The sequence below is a fragment of the Sphingobium bisphenolivorans genome, from assembly GCF_000412635.1.
Taxonomy (GTDB): domain Bacteria; phylum Pseudomonadota; class Alphaproteobacteria; order Sphingomonadales; family Sphingomonadaceae; genus Sphingobium; species Sphingobium bisphenolivorans.
On sequence record NZ_ASTG01000003.1, the window covers coordinates 285634 to 299781 of the forward strand.

13 protein-coding genes are annotated in these 14148 nt (G+C 63.2%); 10 read left to right on the plus strand and 3 right to left on the minus strand.

The features are described from left to right. Nucleotides 1–183 precede the first annotated feature (183 nt). The 3 genes from L858_RS19590 to L858_RS22400 all read left to right on the plus strand — a co-directional run bounded on the left by L858_RS19590 (nt 184) and on the right by L858_RS22400 (nt 3640). On the plus strand, nt 184–2499 hold the full coding sequence (locus tag L858_RS19590; RefSeq protein WP_193742843.1) for a TonB-dependent receptor: 2316 nt from the start codon (nt 184–186) through the stop codon (nt 2497–2499). Between the two features lie 107 nt (nt 2500–2606). Further along, nucleotides 2607–3515 carry a LysR family transcriptional regulator gene (locus L858_RS0103675; protein WP_022681796.1) on the plus strand — a complete coding sequence of 303 codons (909 nt, stop codon included), beginning with the start codon at nt 2607–2609 and terminating at the stop codon, nt 3513–3515. Next, a complete protein-coding gene (locus tag L858_RS22400; protein WP_022681797.1) occupies nt 3512–3640 on the plus strand; it encodes a hypothetical protein in 129 nt (42 codons plus the stop codon). The genes L858_RS0103675 and L858_RS22400 overlap by 4 nt, the downstream gene beginning before the upstream one ends. Nucleotides 3641–3672: 32 nt before the next feature. Here the strand turns inward: L858_RS22400 and L858_RS0103685 are convergent, their stop codons facing one another. Further along, the gene (locus L858_RS0103685; protein ID WP_022681798.1) at nt 3673–4176 is read right to left on the minus strand and encodes a pseudoazurin; all 504 of its coding nucleotides are present in this window, start codon (nt 4174–4176) and stop codon (nt 3673–3675) included. Between the two features lie 226 nt (nt 4177–4402). Here L858_RS0103685 and L858_RS0103690 point away from each other — a divergent pair, with 226 nt between their 5' ends. From L858_RS0103690 to L858_RS20930, 7 genes are all read left to right on the plus strand, one after another. Then, on the plus strand, nt 4403–5032 hold the full coding sequence (locus L858_RS0103690) for a DUF6644 family protein (RefSeq protein ID WP_022681799.1): 630 nt from the start codon (nt 4403–4405) through the stop codon (nt 5030–5032). Next, on the plus strand, nt 5029–5859 hold the full coding sequence (locus L858_RS0103695) for a DUF6644 family protein (protein ID WP_022681800.1): 831 nt from the start codon (nt 5029–5031) through the stop codon (nt 5857–5859). Before L858_RS0103690 ends, L858_RS0103695 begins: the two co-directional genes overlap by 4 nt. Nucleotides 5860–6046: 187 nt before the next feature. Beyond that, the gene (locus L858_RS0103700; protein ID WP_022681801.1) at nt 6047–7366 is read left to right on the plus strand and encodes an SMP-30/gluconolactonase/LRE family protein; all 1320 of its coding nucleotides are present in this window, start codon (nt 6047–6049) and stop codon (nt 7364–7366) included. A gap of 42 nt (nt 7367–7408) precedes the next feature. Next, nucleotides 7409–9811, plus strand: coding sequence for a TonB-dependent receptor (locus L858_RS19595; protein WP_022681802.1), 2403 nt, complete (start codon nt 7409–7411; stop codon nt 9809–9811). A gap of 11 nt (nt 9812–9822) precedes the next feature. After that, nucleotides 9823–10239, plus strand: a complete 417-nt coding sequence (locus L858_RS0103710) for a DUF6152 family protein (RefSeq protein ID WP_028055778.1) — start codon at nt 9823–9825, stop codon at nt 10237–10239. Between the two features lies 1 nt (nt 10240). Beyond that, nucleotides 10241–11026 carry a hypothetical protein gene (locus L858_RS0103715; RefSeq protein ID WP_022681803.1) on the plus strand — a complete coding sequence of 262 codons (786 nt, stop codon included), beginning with the start codon at nt 10241–10243 and terminating at the stop codon, nt 11024–11026. After that, nucleotides 11023–11985 (plus strand): hypothetical protein, encoded by a 963-nt coding sequence (locus L858_RS20930; protein ID WP_081643286.1) that lies wholly within the window; start codon nt 11023–11025, stop codon nt 11983–11985. Before L858_RS0103715 ends, L858_RS20930 begins: the two co-directional genes overlap by 4 nt. Nucleotides 11986–12081: 96 nt before the next feature. On the opposite strand, the gene L858_RS0103725 is transcribed toward L858_RS20930, so the two are convergent. Both L858_RS0103725 and L858_RS0103730 read right to left on the minus strand, forming a co-directional pair. Continuing rightward, the gene (locus tag L858_RS0103725) at nt 12082–13041 is read right to left on the minus strand and encodes an ABC transporter substrate-binding protein (protein WP_022681805.1); all 960 of its coding nucleotides are present in this window, start codon (nt 13039–13041) and stop codon (nt 12082–12084) included. A 1-nt stretch (nt 13042) separates the two neighbouring features. Then, a complete protein-coding gene (locus L858_RS0103730) occupies nt 13043–14131 on the minus strand; it encodes an LLM class flavin-dependent oxidoreductase (RefSeq protein WP_022681806.1) in 1089 nt (362 codons plus the stop codon). Nucleotides 14132–14148 lie beyond the last annotated feature (17 nt).

Below are 14148 nucleotides of genomic sequence, written 5' to 3' on the forward strand. Positions count from 1 at the left end.
GTCACATAAACACGCAGGAGGGATGATATGCGGGGATTTGCGCAGATTGCGCCGTTCGCCATCGGGGCGACGCTGATGGTCAGTTCGGGAGCCGCCGCGCAGCCATCAAGTAGCGCGCCAGAGGCGCCCGACAGCGCGACAACCCCCGATCGGGTCGATGAGCAGGCGCTCGGCGACATAGTCGTGACCGCCAACAAGCGCGAGCAGCGCCTCAATGACGTCGGGATCACTGCGGCGGTCCTAGGCGGAGACGCATTAAAGCAGCAGCAGATCAGTTCCCTCGCTGAGATCGCCACGCGGGTTCCGAGCCTATCCTATGCCAGTGCACCCAATGGTACGCCTGTCTACACTCTGCGCGGCGTCGGCTTTTATGAAACCTCAATCGGCGCCTATCCATCGGTGAGCATCTATCTGGATGAAGTCCCGCTCTCCTTTCCCGTTCTGACCAACCATTCCACCTTCGATCTTGAACGTGTCGAGATATTGAAGGGCCCGCAAGGAACCCTATTCGGCCAGAATTCGACCGGCGGGGCGATAAATTACATCGTGGCAAAGCCGACCGAAGTCTTCACGGCGGGCGCCCAGGCAACCTACGGCCGGTTTAACCAGCTGGACCTGGAAGGGTTCGTCAGCGGTCCTCTGAGCGATACGCTCCTTGCCCGGTTTTCCGGGCGCATGGAAACCGCCGACGGCTGGCAGGTCAGCGACAGCCGACACCGTGACAGGAACGGCCGGGTGCGCAATTATATGGGCCGCCTCCAACTTGGCTATGATGCGGGTTCGGGCTTGCGATTGCTTTTCAACGCAAACGGCTGGAAGGACAAAAGCCAGACGCAGGCCGCTCAGTTCATCGCCTTGCAGTTCCAGAACGAAAACCTGTCAGACCCACCCGGCCAGTATCGCAACGCCGCTGTCGCCTCCACGCCGTTCAGCGCGCTCAATCCCCGGTCGGGCGACTGGACGAGCCGGTCAGTCTATTATGACCATCGCATCCCCTTTGCCGACAATCGGTTGTACCAACTTTCGTTGCGCGGCGACCTGGACATCGGTGACTTCGGAACGGTCACGTCGATCACCGCCTATACCGACTATAAAATGCGACAAGGTAACGACACGGACGGACTAGCCTTGCGATCCTTCGATGCAGCCCTGACGGTTGGCAGGATCAAGAGCTTCAACCAGGAACTGCGCTTCGCAAATGATCCGGGTCAACCTGTGCGCTTTGTTGTTGGAGGCAATTTCTCGAAGGACAGCGTCGATCAGAATGTTTTTTTCGACTACCCTGACTCTTCGGCCCGCATCGCGTTCGACGCATTGTTCGGAGCACCGATCGACGTCCTGAACGTGCGGAACAACCAGGACATGCGCAACATTGCCGGATTTAGCAACATCGAGGCGGATGTCGCAGGCAATCTGACGCTCAAAGCCGGCGTTCGTTATACCAATTCCCGAAACAAGGCGGCCATCTGCCAAGGCGATCCGTTGCCTCCCTACATCTACGGCAATCTCATCATTGCATTCAGTGAGGCCTTTGGAGGCCCGGGTCGGGGCACCTACACGCCCGACGAGTGCGCATCGCTCAACCTGAACCCGGCGACATTCGCGCCAGTGGTGAACTATGCCCCTTTCGCCGCGCTGGCCGAATATCGGCACATATTGAAGGAGGATAATATATCTTGGCGCCTAGGTGCTGACTATAAGTTGGGAGGGGGCGCGCTGGTCTATCTGAACGTGTCGAAAGGCTACAAGGCAGGGAGCTTTCCAACAATATCAGGCTCCAATCTGGCGCAGTATAATCCGGCCCGGCAGGAGGCGGTCATGGCCTATGAAGGGGGTGTGAAGACCAGCCTTCTCAATCGCCGGCTGCAGGCCAATGTCGCCGCCTTCTATTATGATTACAGCCAGAAACAGCTGCGCACGAAATTGAACGACCCGATATTCGGCCAGCTGGATGTACTTCAGAACATACCTAAATCAAGTGTGAAGGGTGCGGAAGCCGAACTTACAATCCGCTTGTCACCGGATCTCACCGCCACTGCAGCCTATACTTATCTGGATGCGACAATCGACCGTTATGTGGGCGTGAATGCCGGCGGCGACGTCGGCATAGATTTCTCCGGAACCGAGATCCCCTATACCCCCAAACATCAGGCCTCTCTTGGCATGAATTATGAAAGGCAGCTCGGCGACGCCATCACACTGTTCGCCGGAGCCAATGTGAACATGCGGTCCAGCACCATCTCGACGCCTGGCGGCAGGATCAACCCCAGCACCATCAACGACTCCGTGACCAGCTGTGTTTATTGCATCCGCGGCTATACATTGGTGGATGGACAGATTGGCATCCGCAGCACCGATCGACGCTGGCAGGCATTTTTGTGGGGGAAAAACATTTTCAACAGTTATTATTGGAGCAATGTTGTCTCCGGCTACGACATCGTCACCCGCTATGCCGGACGACCGGCGACTTATGGCATGACGTTTGTACATCATTTCTGAATAAGCGTTGATTGGCGATCATAGCTCGCACCCCGCGACGGGACGCTTCAAGAACGCTTCTCAACCCAGGCGTTGCAGTCGGAGCGAGGGTGGCCCAGAGTAGGCGCATGCCTGTAAACCGTTCCGACCTCGCCGATTTCTCCTATTTCCTAGCCATCGCACGGCACAGGAACTTCCGACTGGCGGGGCTTGAACTCGGCGTCAGTGCATCGGCGCTCAGCCATGCATTGAAGGGTCTGGAGGCGCGGCTGGGCGTCCGGCTGTTCAACCGGACCAACCGCAGCGTCACGCTGACCGCGGCTGGCGAGGAACTGCGGAGCGCGATCGCGCAACCGTTCGAAGCGATCGATCAGGCCAAGGAAAGGCTCAACCGCTATCGCGATGCTCCAGCAGGGCGGATCAGGCTGAACGTGCCTGGCGATGCCGCCGAGTTGCTGCTGGCGCCCGTGCTACCCCTGTTCATGGACCGCTATCCGGAGGTCGAGGTCGATGTGGTCGTCGCCGACAGAATGGTGGACATCGTCGGGGAGGGTTTCGACGCAGGCATCCGCCATGGCGGCACGGTGCCCGACGACATGATCGCGGTCAGGCTGTCATCGGACATCAGCTGGGGCGTCGCCGCCGCCCCCTCCTATCTTGAGAAGTTCGGCGCGCCCAAGGACCCCCATGACCTGCGGCACCACCGATGCCTTGGCTTCCGGCTTGGCGATGACCGTATCTACCATTGGGAGTTCGACGGGCCCGAGCGCGAGATCGCCGTTACCGTTCCTAGCCAGGTAACGGTAGCTGGCGGGCGGGCGATGATGGCGCTCGCCCTCGCCGGAGCGGGACTCATGTACGGGAACAAGGCGATCTTCCAGCCGCATCTCGAACGCGGCCACTTGCAGCTCGTGCTGGAGGACTGGTCCAGCGCAAGTTCGGGATATCATATCTATTATTCCAGCAGACGTCAGGTTCCAACGGGCCTGCGGCTACTGATCGAACTCATCAAGGAACTGCATCCGCAGGGTCGATGACCTTACCTCCTGGCCTTATCGATGAAGCGCTTGCTCACGCCCTGCACATGGGAGGCCGCTTCGCCCTCGAACTGGATGACGCGGCAACGTCGCGCGCAGTTCAGCGGCAGCAGGCGGAGGCGTGAGGGAAAGTGCCTTTCAGCCCTGTGCACGGGACTCATTTGGCTTGCGCGAGCAGCTCCGCCATTTTCTTCTTGCCAAGACCAGGTAGCTTGGCGCTTTCATTTACGACTTCGGCCTTGTTGACCGGCGTCCCCACCTGAACCAGACCGACCATGCCCATTCCAGCATGGGGCAGGCATTTATAGCCATAAAGGCCTGGCTTGGTGAAACGCACGGCCAGCTTCTGGTTGATCGCGCCCTTGAACGGGGGAGCGCCCACGGGTGCAAGAGCGGGGATCAGTTCGGCATTATGGCCGCTGTCGGTGGGCGTGAACGTCACCGTATCGCCCGGCGCGATCTTCAGGAAGGCTGGCTCGAACACCATCGGATCGCCGTCGGCGCCCCTGTTCATCATCCTGACGACGTGATCCTTGGCCGCCGCCACGCCGCCAAAGCCCATGAGAAGCGCCGCGGCAGCAATCGCCCGGACCATCGGCACAGCCCGTTGGGCGAAGCGGCCCCGCCCCGGAGCATGGCTGAAAAGTTGTTTATGGCTCATGCCGCGCCCCTAGCATGCCGTTCGCAGCATCGGCCAGCAGGCACATTAGGAGAAATAATCATAAGGATATGCCGAAAGCTTCGTTCGGTTTGGCGGAGCCCTTTCCTATTTCCGACCGTCATAAAGACGCGAGCCTCGACCGCTGCCGGGGGCGGGCGCGTCACCAATTCAGCTGCCCCGCATCCGGACAAGAACCGGCGCGGGACCGCGCAACGGGTAAGTGGACATGCTCTCGAATTTTCTGGCCTATCTCCAGTTCAAACTGGGCGCAGCGTTCGACAGTACGGGGCACGCCATTTCGGATAGTTCCTGGAGCGCGCAGCTTCAGGGATCAGAACGCTTGTGGATGTTGCTGGAGGGGACACATGTGCTGACGCTGATGCTGTTCGCAGGCTCCATCCTGTTCGTCGACCTGCGGCTGTTGGGCGCGGTTTTCCGCACCACGCCGGTATCGAAGGTCACCGACACGCTCCTGCCCTATACGATCGGCGGCTTCATCGTGATGCTGCTGACGGGCAGCGCGCTGTTCTTCGCCAATCCGCTGGATTATTACCACAATATCGTCTTCCGGCTGAAGTTCGTCTTCCTGATCGCGGCGGCCATCAACATCTTCTACTTCCACTATTGCGTGCAGGCGAACCGCGCCGCCTGGGACGATCAGCCGCGTCCCCCGGCGTCCGCGCGCCGCGCCGCCGCCTTTTCGCTGGCGTTGTGGATCGGGGTCATCGTCGCCGGCCGTTTCGCCGCCTATGACTGGTTCTCCTGCGACGGTGCGCAGGGTTTCGTGGCAGCTGCGGCGCAATGTTCGGAGCGCGCCGTCACCCTTGCCGCCATCGAGCCGGAGCTTGCCCAATGACCGTCAACCTGCGCGATATCGCCCCGTCGATCCAGCCGGCCGCAGAGGCGTTGGCGACCGTCCCCGTCATCCGCGCCGTGAACGAGATCGCCTGGATTTTCGCTGTTGTGGAAACCGGACATCTCCTGTTCCTCGCCATATTGGGCGGCGCGGTGCTGGGCCTGAACCTGCGCCTCATGGGCATGATCCTGCCGGACATGAGCAGCCGCGACGTGGAGCGCGCACTGAGGCCCTGGTATGTAACGGGCGTGGTCGGCACGATCGGCACCGGCGTCGCGATGGCGATTACCATGACGCGCACGCTGCTGCCGAGCGGCGCCTTCTTCATCAAAATGGTGGCGCTGCTCGCCGCCATCCTGCTCAGCCATGTGGTGCTGCGTCAGGTGCGGACGGGCCGGCTCGCCGTTCGGGAGAATGCCGTCCTCGCCTTCGCGCTGCTCCTCTGGGGCGGAAGCCTGCTGCTGTTCGCCGGCACGCAGGGGCTGAACTCCGGCGCCATGCTGATCGGCCTGGCGGGCGCGGGCATCCTCGCCGCAGCCAGCCAGCCGCAGCGTCGGCCCGCGATCATCGGCCTGTTCGCCGTGGCTTTCGGCGCATGGTTCTTCGCGCTCGACGGGATCGGGCAGGACGGTGCGGGTTCGCTCGCCTCGGGCTGGCTCGGAAACAGCATCCTTGCCGCCACGGTGCTGCCTGCCCTAGGTTCAGGTGTCCGCGACATCAGGAGCGGCGCGGACAGCGCCGATGCATCGTTGAAGCCGCTCGCCTTCGCGACAACCCTTGCCTGGGTCACGGTCGCAGCGGCAGGTCGATGGATCGGCTTCAGCTAGCCCTTCCAAGTCTTGGCTTCCATCTTCAAAGGCGAGCGCATCCCCATGCAGCCCGCTTCAAGTCGTTGGCACGCACCTGTAAAGTCCAAATCGGATATTGTCATAAAGGTAGAACGACAAGTTGGTTCTTCAGTGACACCGGCCTCCCTATCGAAGCGCCATATCCACAATAAGATAGGGGCAAGAAATGATCATCGATTCCCGCATCCGCAATATCTTCCTCAGCAGTTCCGTCCTTTCACTGAGTGCAGCCGCCACAATGCTGGCCTGCAGCGGAGCGGCAACCGCGCAAACCGCACCGCAGGCCGCTTCTGCACAGGACGCCGTGGCCGTGCTCGATCGCGCGAAGGTCGATGCGCTGCTTGCCCAGCCGGACAAGATACTCTTCATCGACGTCCGCCGCGCTGACGAGATCAGCTCGATCGGCGGCCTGCCCGTCTATCTCAACATCCAGCCTACAGAGCTCGGCCGGCTCAGCGCCTTCATCCCGCGTGACCGCCAGCTGGTCACGGTTTCCAACCATGCAGGCCGGGCTAAGAAAGCGGCGGCGCTGTTGACGCAGGCCGGCTTCCAGGTGGCCGGTGCGGTCGGCGTGGAAGATTATGCGGCGCAGGGCGGCTTCCTCTCGGGCAAGAAGGCAGTGACGCCCGCCATAGCCGGCATCGTCGCCGCCGACACCCGCATCGACGTGGTGCGCGAGGGTTTCGAGGGCACCGAAGGCCCGGTCCTGCTGAAGGACGGATCGCTGCTGTTCACGGAGAACCGCGCCGACCGGATCGTGCGCATCGCACCCGATAACAGCGTCTCGACCTATCTGGAAAAGACCGGCTCGGCCAACGCGCTGGCCGTGAACGGCGCAGGCGACCTGCTGGCCGTACAGACATCCCCCTCTGCCATTGCCGTGCTTGGGCCCAAGGCAAAGCCGCTCGCCACCAGTTACTCAGGCAAGCCCTTCAATCGTCCCAACGATCTCGCCGCCGCGCGCAACGGCAATATCTATTTCACGGATCCTGGCGTCGCCCCCCAGCCCGGCGCCGCCCCTGCCAAGACCGGCCTCTATCGGCTCGACAGGCGCGGCAAGGTTTCGCTCATCGCCGACGATATCCGCCGCCCCAACGGCGTGGCGCTCAGCCCCGACGAAAAGACGCTCTATGTCGCCAACACCGCCGGCGAAGCGCTGATCGCCTACAGCGTGGCGGCGGACGGCAGCGTCTCCAACCGCCGCGACTTCGCCAAGCTCGCCGGCTACAAGGAGACGCCGAACGGCCCCAGCAGCGGCGCGGACGGCATCACCGTCGATGCCGACGGCCGCGTCTATGTCGCGACCAGCGCAGGCGTACAGGTCTTCGGTGCGGACGGCGCGGCGCTCGGTATCATTCCCCTGCCCCGCGCGCCGCAGAATCTGGCCTTCGGCGGCAAGGATCGCTCGCAACTCTATGTCGTCGGACGGGGAGCGGTCTACCGCATCGCAACCCTGACCCATGGGGTCGACCGCCCGGGCAAATAATCGCCCGCTCGACCCCCTTTCTCCCGATTTCAGGATTATATCATGTCTTTGACCAGCAAGCAGCGCCGCGCGGGGCTGCTATCGACCGCCTTTCTCCTCTCCACCACCACCGCAGCCCATGCGCAGGCGCCCGTCGCCGCCGCAGAGGCTGCCGTGGACTCTGCCGAAGCCATCGTCGTCACCGCCCGCAACCGGGCTGAGGATATCAACGACGTTCCCATTCCGATCTCCGTCCTCAGCGGCGAGACGATCGCGCAGCAGCGCGTCTTCACCATCGCCGATCTGACGCAGCGGGCGCCCGGCCTCACCGCCACCACGCCCAACGCCCGGCGCACCGGCGTGTCGCTGCGCGGCATCGGCCGGACCAGCGGCAACGACAATATGGAAGCGGCCGTCGGCGTGATCGTCGATGACGTGTTCCTCGGCCATGTCGGCATGACCTATCAGGACTTCACAGACCTCCAGCAGGTCGAGATATTGCGCGGCCCGCAGGGCACGCTGCTGGGCAAGAACACCTCGCTCGGCGTGCTCAAATATACCAGCAAGCTTCCCTCCTTCAGCCAGGAAGGCGTGATCGAGCTGGAGGGCGGCCTTTCGACGCCCTCGTTCAAGGCGCGCGGATCCTACAGCAATTCGCTGGTCGACGACGCGCTGGCGTTTCGCGTCTCCTTCTTCGTCGACAAGCAGCAAGGCGACATCCGGAACGTCAACACGCGCGGCGGCCACTGGCATGAGCGCGACCGTTGGGGCGGCCGGGCGCAGTTGCTCTTCAAGCCCAGTGACAATTTCTCGCTGCGCCTGAACTTCGATTCCGCCGAGACGAACGAGAACAGCAACACCAAGCCGTTCATGGTCGATCCGGCTACGCTGAACGACGGGTCGGCGCGCACGACCACCTACAGCACGCGTCTCGCGCGAAGCTATTTCGGCGGCTACAGGCCGATCATCGGGTCGTGGACCACGATCGACATGGATCAGGCCGAGCCGCTGATCACCCGCAATCGCGGCGGTTCGATCATCGCGACCTGGGACACGGGGGCGTTCGAACTCAAGTCGATCTCCGCCTATCGCACCTTCCATTTCGACGCGAAGAATGACAGCGAACAGACCCGCTTCGCCATCGCGCGCGGCGGCACGCTGGTGGATACCGAGCAATTCTCGCAGGAATTCCGCATTTCTGGCGCGCTGACGCCGTCGATCCAATATCAGGCGGGCCTCTATTTCTTCCGCATCGAAACCGACACCACCAGCCGCAACCTGTACGGCGCGGATGCGGGCGCTTTCTATGCCACCAATGCGCAATATAATAGCTTGGGCAGTACCGCGGCTGGCCGGGAACTACTGCGTGCTTCGCTCGCCAACATCTTCGCCATCTCCAACCAGAAGCCGATTTCCGACAGCCAGGCCGCCTTCGCCCAGTTCGACTGGAAGGTCACCGATCGCGCGTCGATCACCGCCGGAATCCGCTACACGCGCGAGCAGAAGAAGAGCAACATCACCCGCACCTCCTTCCGTTCGGACGGCGCGCCGATCGTCTCGACCGGCAATGCCACCGCCGACGCGATCCGTAGCGCGCAGCTGGGCAGCGACTTCGCCACGATCACCGGCGAGCGCATCGATGACGATTCGATCTCCTGGCTCATCAACCCCAATTACAAGCTCACCGACGACATCCTGATCTATGCCTCGGCGAGCGGCGGCGGCAAGTCGGGCGCGGTGGCGTTCGAGAATAACGGCACCCGCCGCAACGTGAAGCCGGAAAAGACGACCGACTATGAACTCGGCCTCAAAGGGCAGTTCGGCCCGCTGACCCTGAACCTCAACGCCTATTACACCGAGGTGCGCGACTATCAGAATGTGACGAGCGAAGTCGATCCATCCTCCTCGACCGGCTATAGCTCACGCCTCGGCAACATACCCGGGGTCAAGGCTCGCGGCGTAGAATTCGATGCGGCCCTGGCCTTGATCGACGGCCTCAGCCTGACGCTGGGCGGCGCATACAACAAGGCGACCTATTCCGACTGGTCAACCGCGACCTGCCCCCGCTCCTACCCAACCACCGTCGCCTTCTGCAACAACACCGGCCGTCAGGTCGTCGGCGCGCCGCGCTGGACGATCATCACGGGCTTCAACTATGTCGGCGACATCGGTACTTCGGGCTGGGCGGTCCATGCCTTTGCCAACAACAGCTATCGTTCGCGCCATAATCTTGAGCAGCTGCTGTCCGACTATGGCTTGCAGAAGGGCTATAATCTGACCGACGCCGGGATCGGCATCATCAAGGATCATGGCGGCGCGAAAACGGAACTCAGCATCGTCGCGAAGAACCTCTTCGACACGCGCTACACCACCAGCGTCAACGATTTCAGCAACACCGCGCCGGTCGGCTACGACGGCATCGGCGCTCGCCGCTACATCGGCGCCCTTCTCCGCACGCAATTTTAAAGAGAGGCTTCATGGCACATCATCACTGGCGCACTGTTGCAATTTCCGCGCTGCTGGCGGCGGCGGGCGGCTGGGCGACGCAAAGCATCGCTCACCACGCCTTCGCGGCGGAGTTCGACTCCGCCAAGCCGCTCGCCATCCAAGGCGTCGTCACCAAGGCGCGCTTCGTCAATCCGCACAGCTGGATCTATCTGGACGTCAAGAACAAGGACGGCTCGGTCACCAACTGGGGCTTCGAATTCGGCACGCCCAGTTCGTTGCGTACCAATGGCCTCAGCAAGGAGGATGTGAAGCCCGGCACCAACATCCGCATCGGCGGCTACCGCGCGAAAAATGGCGGCCCCTTCGGCTATGCCGCGACGATCACGCTGGACAGCGGGCGCAAGGTGCAGACCGGCAGCGCGCCCGACGCTCCCGTGAGGCGCTGACATGGGGCAGATCATCACAAAAGCCCGCCGCCTCGCCGCCGCTACCGCCCTGCTCGCGATCGCCTTCACCGGCGTCGCGGCGGACGCCCAGACCGGCCAGCTCCCGCGCCGCACTGACGGCCATCCGGACTTCTCCGGCATCTGGCAGACGCTGAGCGAGGCCGATTATGACCTGGAGCCGCATGCCGGCCGCCACGATGCGCCGCCGGGACCGGGCGTGGTGGAGGGCGGCGTCATCCCCTATCGCCCTGAAGCCCTCGCCCAGAAGCAGCGCAACTTCGCCGCACGGGGGAAGGAAGATCCCCGCCTCAAATGCTGGGTCGCGGGCACGCCGCGCGGCATCTATTATCCCGCGCCCTTCCAGATCTTCCAGCGCGACAGCGACCTGACGCTGGTTCACCAGTTCGGCCATCAGGTGCGGACCATCTTCACCAACGGCACTGGCCACCAGACCGAGACGGACGACGGCTATTATCTGGGCGATTCCCGTGCCAAGTGGGACGGCGACACGCTGGTCGTGGACGTCATCGGCTTCAACGAGGAAACATGGCTCGATCGCGCCGGTAATTACCACAGCGACGCACTCCATGTGGTGGAGCGCTGGAGCTATGTCGACAAGGATACGATCAGCTATCGCGCGACGATCGAGGATCCCAAGGTCTTCACCAAGCCCTGGACCATCGAGCTGCTGCTCAATCGCCGTCGCGACAAGAATTTCCAGCTGATCGAGGATTATTGCTTCACCCTGCCCTATGAGCAGGCCTATCCGCACAAGGAGGTTAAATGAGATCGAGCAAAGTCTTGGCTGGCGCCTTGCTGGCGCTGGCGCCTGCCGCTCATGCCCAGAGCCCGCAAGCCACAGGAAATGGCGGCGGCATCCGCTGGCAGAAGACGGTGCCCGTCATCGCTTCAGGCGCCTGGGCCGGAGCCAAGCTGGCGGACGGGCAGCCCGACATTTCGGGCTTCTATTCCAACACCATTTCCAACCACAGCAATTTCACAGACCCGCAGGCTGGCCCTCCCGGTGAGCCCTCCGACGTCGCGAACTTGCCGCGCGACCAGCGGGCGCCGAGCCGCGTGACCGATCCCGCTGATGGGCAAATCCCCTATCTGCCAACCGCCCGGGCGCTGCAGGAGGACTTCGCCAAGAACTTCCCCGAACCCAACAAGCCGCGCTACATCGAGCCGCTGGCGCGCTGCGCCCCGGCGGGCGTGCCCAAATCCTACATGTGGCATGGCTTCGAAGTCCGACAGTTCCCGAACTATGTCGTGTTCCTGTTCGATTCAGGTTCGCGCATCATCCCGCTCGACAACCGACCGCACCTGCCCGGCGCGATCAAATTGTGGAATGGTGACTCGCGCGGCCACTGGGAAGGCAATGTGCTGGTGGTCGATGTCCAAAACCAGAATGGCAAGGCGCTGTTCGGCCGCTATGGCGATTTCATCAGCGAAAATGGCCGAGTGACTGAGCGCTATATCTTCGATCCGAAGGGCGGCGGCTTCAACTATGTCGCAACCTTTACCGATCCGACCGTCTATTCCCGCCCCTGGACCGCGACGATCCCGGTCAAGCGCTATACCGAAGCGGACAAGCCCGACGGCTGGCATTATGATGTGAAGCCCGCGAACCGACCGGGGAAGCCCTTGCTGCACGAGCGGGTCGAGCGGGTCTGCGTCGAGAATAACGGCCCATTTGGCGGCGGCGCGGTCGGCGTGCCTTCCGACCAGCCGGTCATCGCGCGCTAGGCAGTTACTCCCCCGCTCTCTCTCCCGACTGGCCGGCGGGACATCCGCGCCGGCCAGTTGCTTTTGTGCCCCGAGGAAGATCGATCGGCAGCGGGATCAGCCGCCCTTGCCGAAGCTCCGGTCGAATGCCTCGGCAACGGGGCGCTCCGCCCGGATCAGCCCGCCCTTCTGAAAACGGCGCGCGATGTCGTCTTCATGCGCGATGACCTTGGCGTCGATGGGTTGAGACAGGCGGTTATTGCGGTCGAAACTCGCCCTCGCAATGTCCAGCGGCAGCCCCGTTTCCCGTGCCAGCACTTGCGCGAACGCGTCGGGATGGGCCCGCGCCCAAGCCACCGCCTTCGCCTCACGGGCAAGGAAGTCCGCCAGCAGGGCCCGCTTGGGTACGATCGACGCGGCATGGGCGATGTCGATATAGAGCGGCAAGCCATAGTCTTTCGCGTCGACGACTGCCCGTGCGCCTTCCTTGACCGCGACATTGGTGTAGGGCGTCCAGGTCGCCCAGGCATCGATCGCGCCGCTATCGAACGCGGCCTTGGCGTCTTGCGGCGGCAGGAAGATCACCTTGACCTTGCTCGTGGAGATGTTCGCACGCTCCAGCGCTTGCAACAGGAGATGATGGCCGATCGAACCGCGCGTGGTGGCGACCGCCCTGCCGACAAGGTCCTGCGCCGAGCGGATCGGCGATCCCTTCTTGGCTAATATCGCAAGCGCCTCACCCGCCTGGCTGGCGGGTGCCTGCACGGCGATCGCCTTCACCGGACTACCGCTCTGGTAGGCGAAGATGAACGGGGCGTCAGCGGCGAGGCCGAGGTCCGCCGCGCCGCTTCCCACCGCCTCCAGCAACGGCTGGGCAGCGGGGAACTCCGACCATTCGACGCTATAGGGCGCGCCGTTCAGCACACCTGAGGCGAGCATCATCGCCTTGACCTGCCCCTTCTGGTTGGCGACGCGCAGCACCTTGTCATCGCCGCCGCGAAATTTTGCTGCGGCAAGGCCAAGGCCTGCCGCCGCTACCAGAACCACCGCCGCGACGGTGCCAGCTTTCCTGCCCATATCAGCCCGCCAGCGCGAGCCGGGTCTTCTCCCGCGCCGCCACCTTGCGGCGAACGACCGGCAGCAATTCCCTGCCGTATAGAACCGAATCCTCCAGCGGGTCGAAGCCGCGGATCAGGAAATGATCGATGCCGATATCATAATAATCCAGCATGGCGTCCGCGATCTGCTCCGGCGTGCCGACCAGGCCCGTGCTGTTGCCGGCCGCGCCGGTCAATGCCGCAACGCCGGTCCAAAGCCGCTTGTCCCGGCGGTTGGCGCTCGCGGTTTCCAGCAGGCGGAGCGACCCGGCATTGGGCGGGCGATGGCCGGTGATCGGCAGGCCGGCGGCAACCCTGTTCTCCCGCACCTGCTCCTCAATCTCCGCCGCGCGCTTCCAGGCGGCCTCCTCCGTATCGGCGACGACCGGCCGCAGCGACAGGGAAAAGCCCGGGTCGCGGCCATGGCGCGCGGCCGAGCGGCGCACCTGGCGGACCGTATCCTGCACCGCTTCCAGCGTCTCGCCCCATAGCGCGTAGACATCCGCATGACGACCGGCGACCTCGACCGCCTCCGCCGACGATCCGCCGAAGAAGACCGGCAGATTGTCCGGCTTGATCGCGCTGAACGCCTGTTTGACGTCGTAGAATTTGCCCTGATGGTCGAAGGGCTGGGCGGCGGTCCATTCCTGGCGCAAGACGGTGAGATATTCGTCCGTGCGCGCATAGCGCTCCGCCTTCACCGTCCCCGTGTCGCCATCGCGCGCCATTTCCTCGTCCGCGCCGCCGGTGATGATATGCACGGCCACGCGTCCGCCCGACAGTTGGTCGAGCGTGGCAAGCTGGCGCGCCGCCACCGTGGGTTGGGTAAAGCCGGGCCGGTGCGCCACCAGGAAACCAAGCCTGCTGGTAATCGCCGCCGCATGCGCCGCCACGATCTGGCTTTCCGGGCTGTTCGACCCAAACGGGATCAGCACCCGGTCGAAGCCGCCCTCCTCCTGCGCCTTCGCCGCCGCTTCCACATAAGTCTTGTCGAGCGCGCGGCTGCGCACCGCCGATTGCGTTTCGGAGCCGTTGTTGAAGCCGATATAACCGATGAATTTGACGCTCATGCCGCGTCCTCCTGATG

Bases quoted from the DNA above. Each gene is read 5' to 3' on its own strand.
- L858_RS0103675 (WP_022681796.1), top strand. From the start codon at position 2,607: ATGCCTGTAAACCGTTCCGACCTCGCCGATTTCTCCTATTTCCTAGCC.
- L858_RS22400 (WP_022681797.1), top strand. From the start codon at position 3,512: ATGACCTTACCTCCTGGCCTTATCGATGAAGCGCTTGCTCACGCCCTG.
- L858_RS0103685 (WP_022681798.1), bottom strand. From the start codon at position 4,176: ATGAGCCATAAACAACTTTTCAGCCATGCTCCGGGGCGGGGCCGCTTC.
- L858_RS0103690 (WP_022681799.1), top strand. From the start codon at position 4,403: ATGCTCTCGAATTTTCTGGCCTATCTCCAGTTCAAACTGGGCGCAGCG.
- L858_RS0103695 (WP_022681800.1), top strand. From the start codon at position 5,029: ATGACCGTCAACCTGCGCGATATCGCCCCGTCGATCCAGCCGGCCGCA.
- L858_RS0103700 (WP_022681801.1), top strand. From the start codon at position 6,047: ATGATCATCGATTCCCGCATCCGCAATATCTTCCTCAGCAGTTCCGTC.
- L858_RS19595 (WP_022681802.1), top strand. From the start codon at position 7,409: ATGTCTTTGACCAGCAAGCAGCGCCGCGCGGGGCTGCTATCGACCGCC.
- L858_RS0103710 (WP_028055778.1), top strand. From the start codon at position 9,823: ATGGCACATCATCACTGGCGCACTGTTGCAATTTCCGCGCTGCTGGCG.
- L858_RS0103715 (WP_022681803.1), top strand. From the start codon at position 10,241: ATGGGGCAGATCATCACAAAAGCCCGCCGCCTCGCCGCCGCTACCGCC.
- L858_RS20930 (WP_081643286.1), top strand. From the start codon at position 11,023: ATGAGATCGAGCAAAGTCTTGGCTGGCGCCTTGCTGGCGCTGGCGCCT.
- L858_RS0103725 (WP_022681805.1), bottom strand. From the start codon at position 13,041: ATGGGCAGGAAAGCTGGCACCGTCGCGGCGGTGGTTCTGGTAGCGGCG.
- L858_RS0103730 (WP_022681806.1), bottom strand. From the start codon at position 14,131: ATGAGCGTCAAATTCATCGGTTATATCGGCTTCAACAACGGCTCCGAA.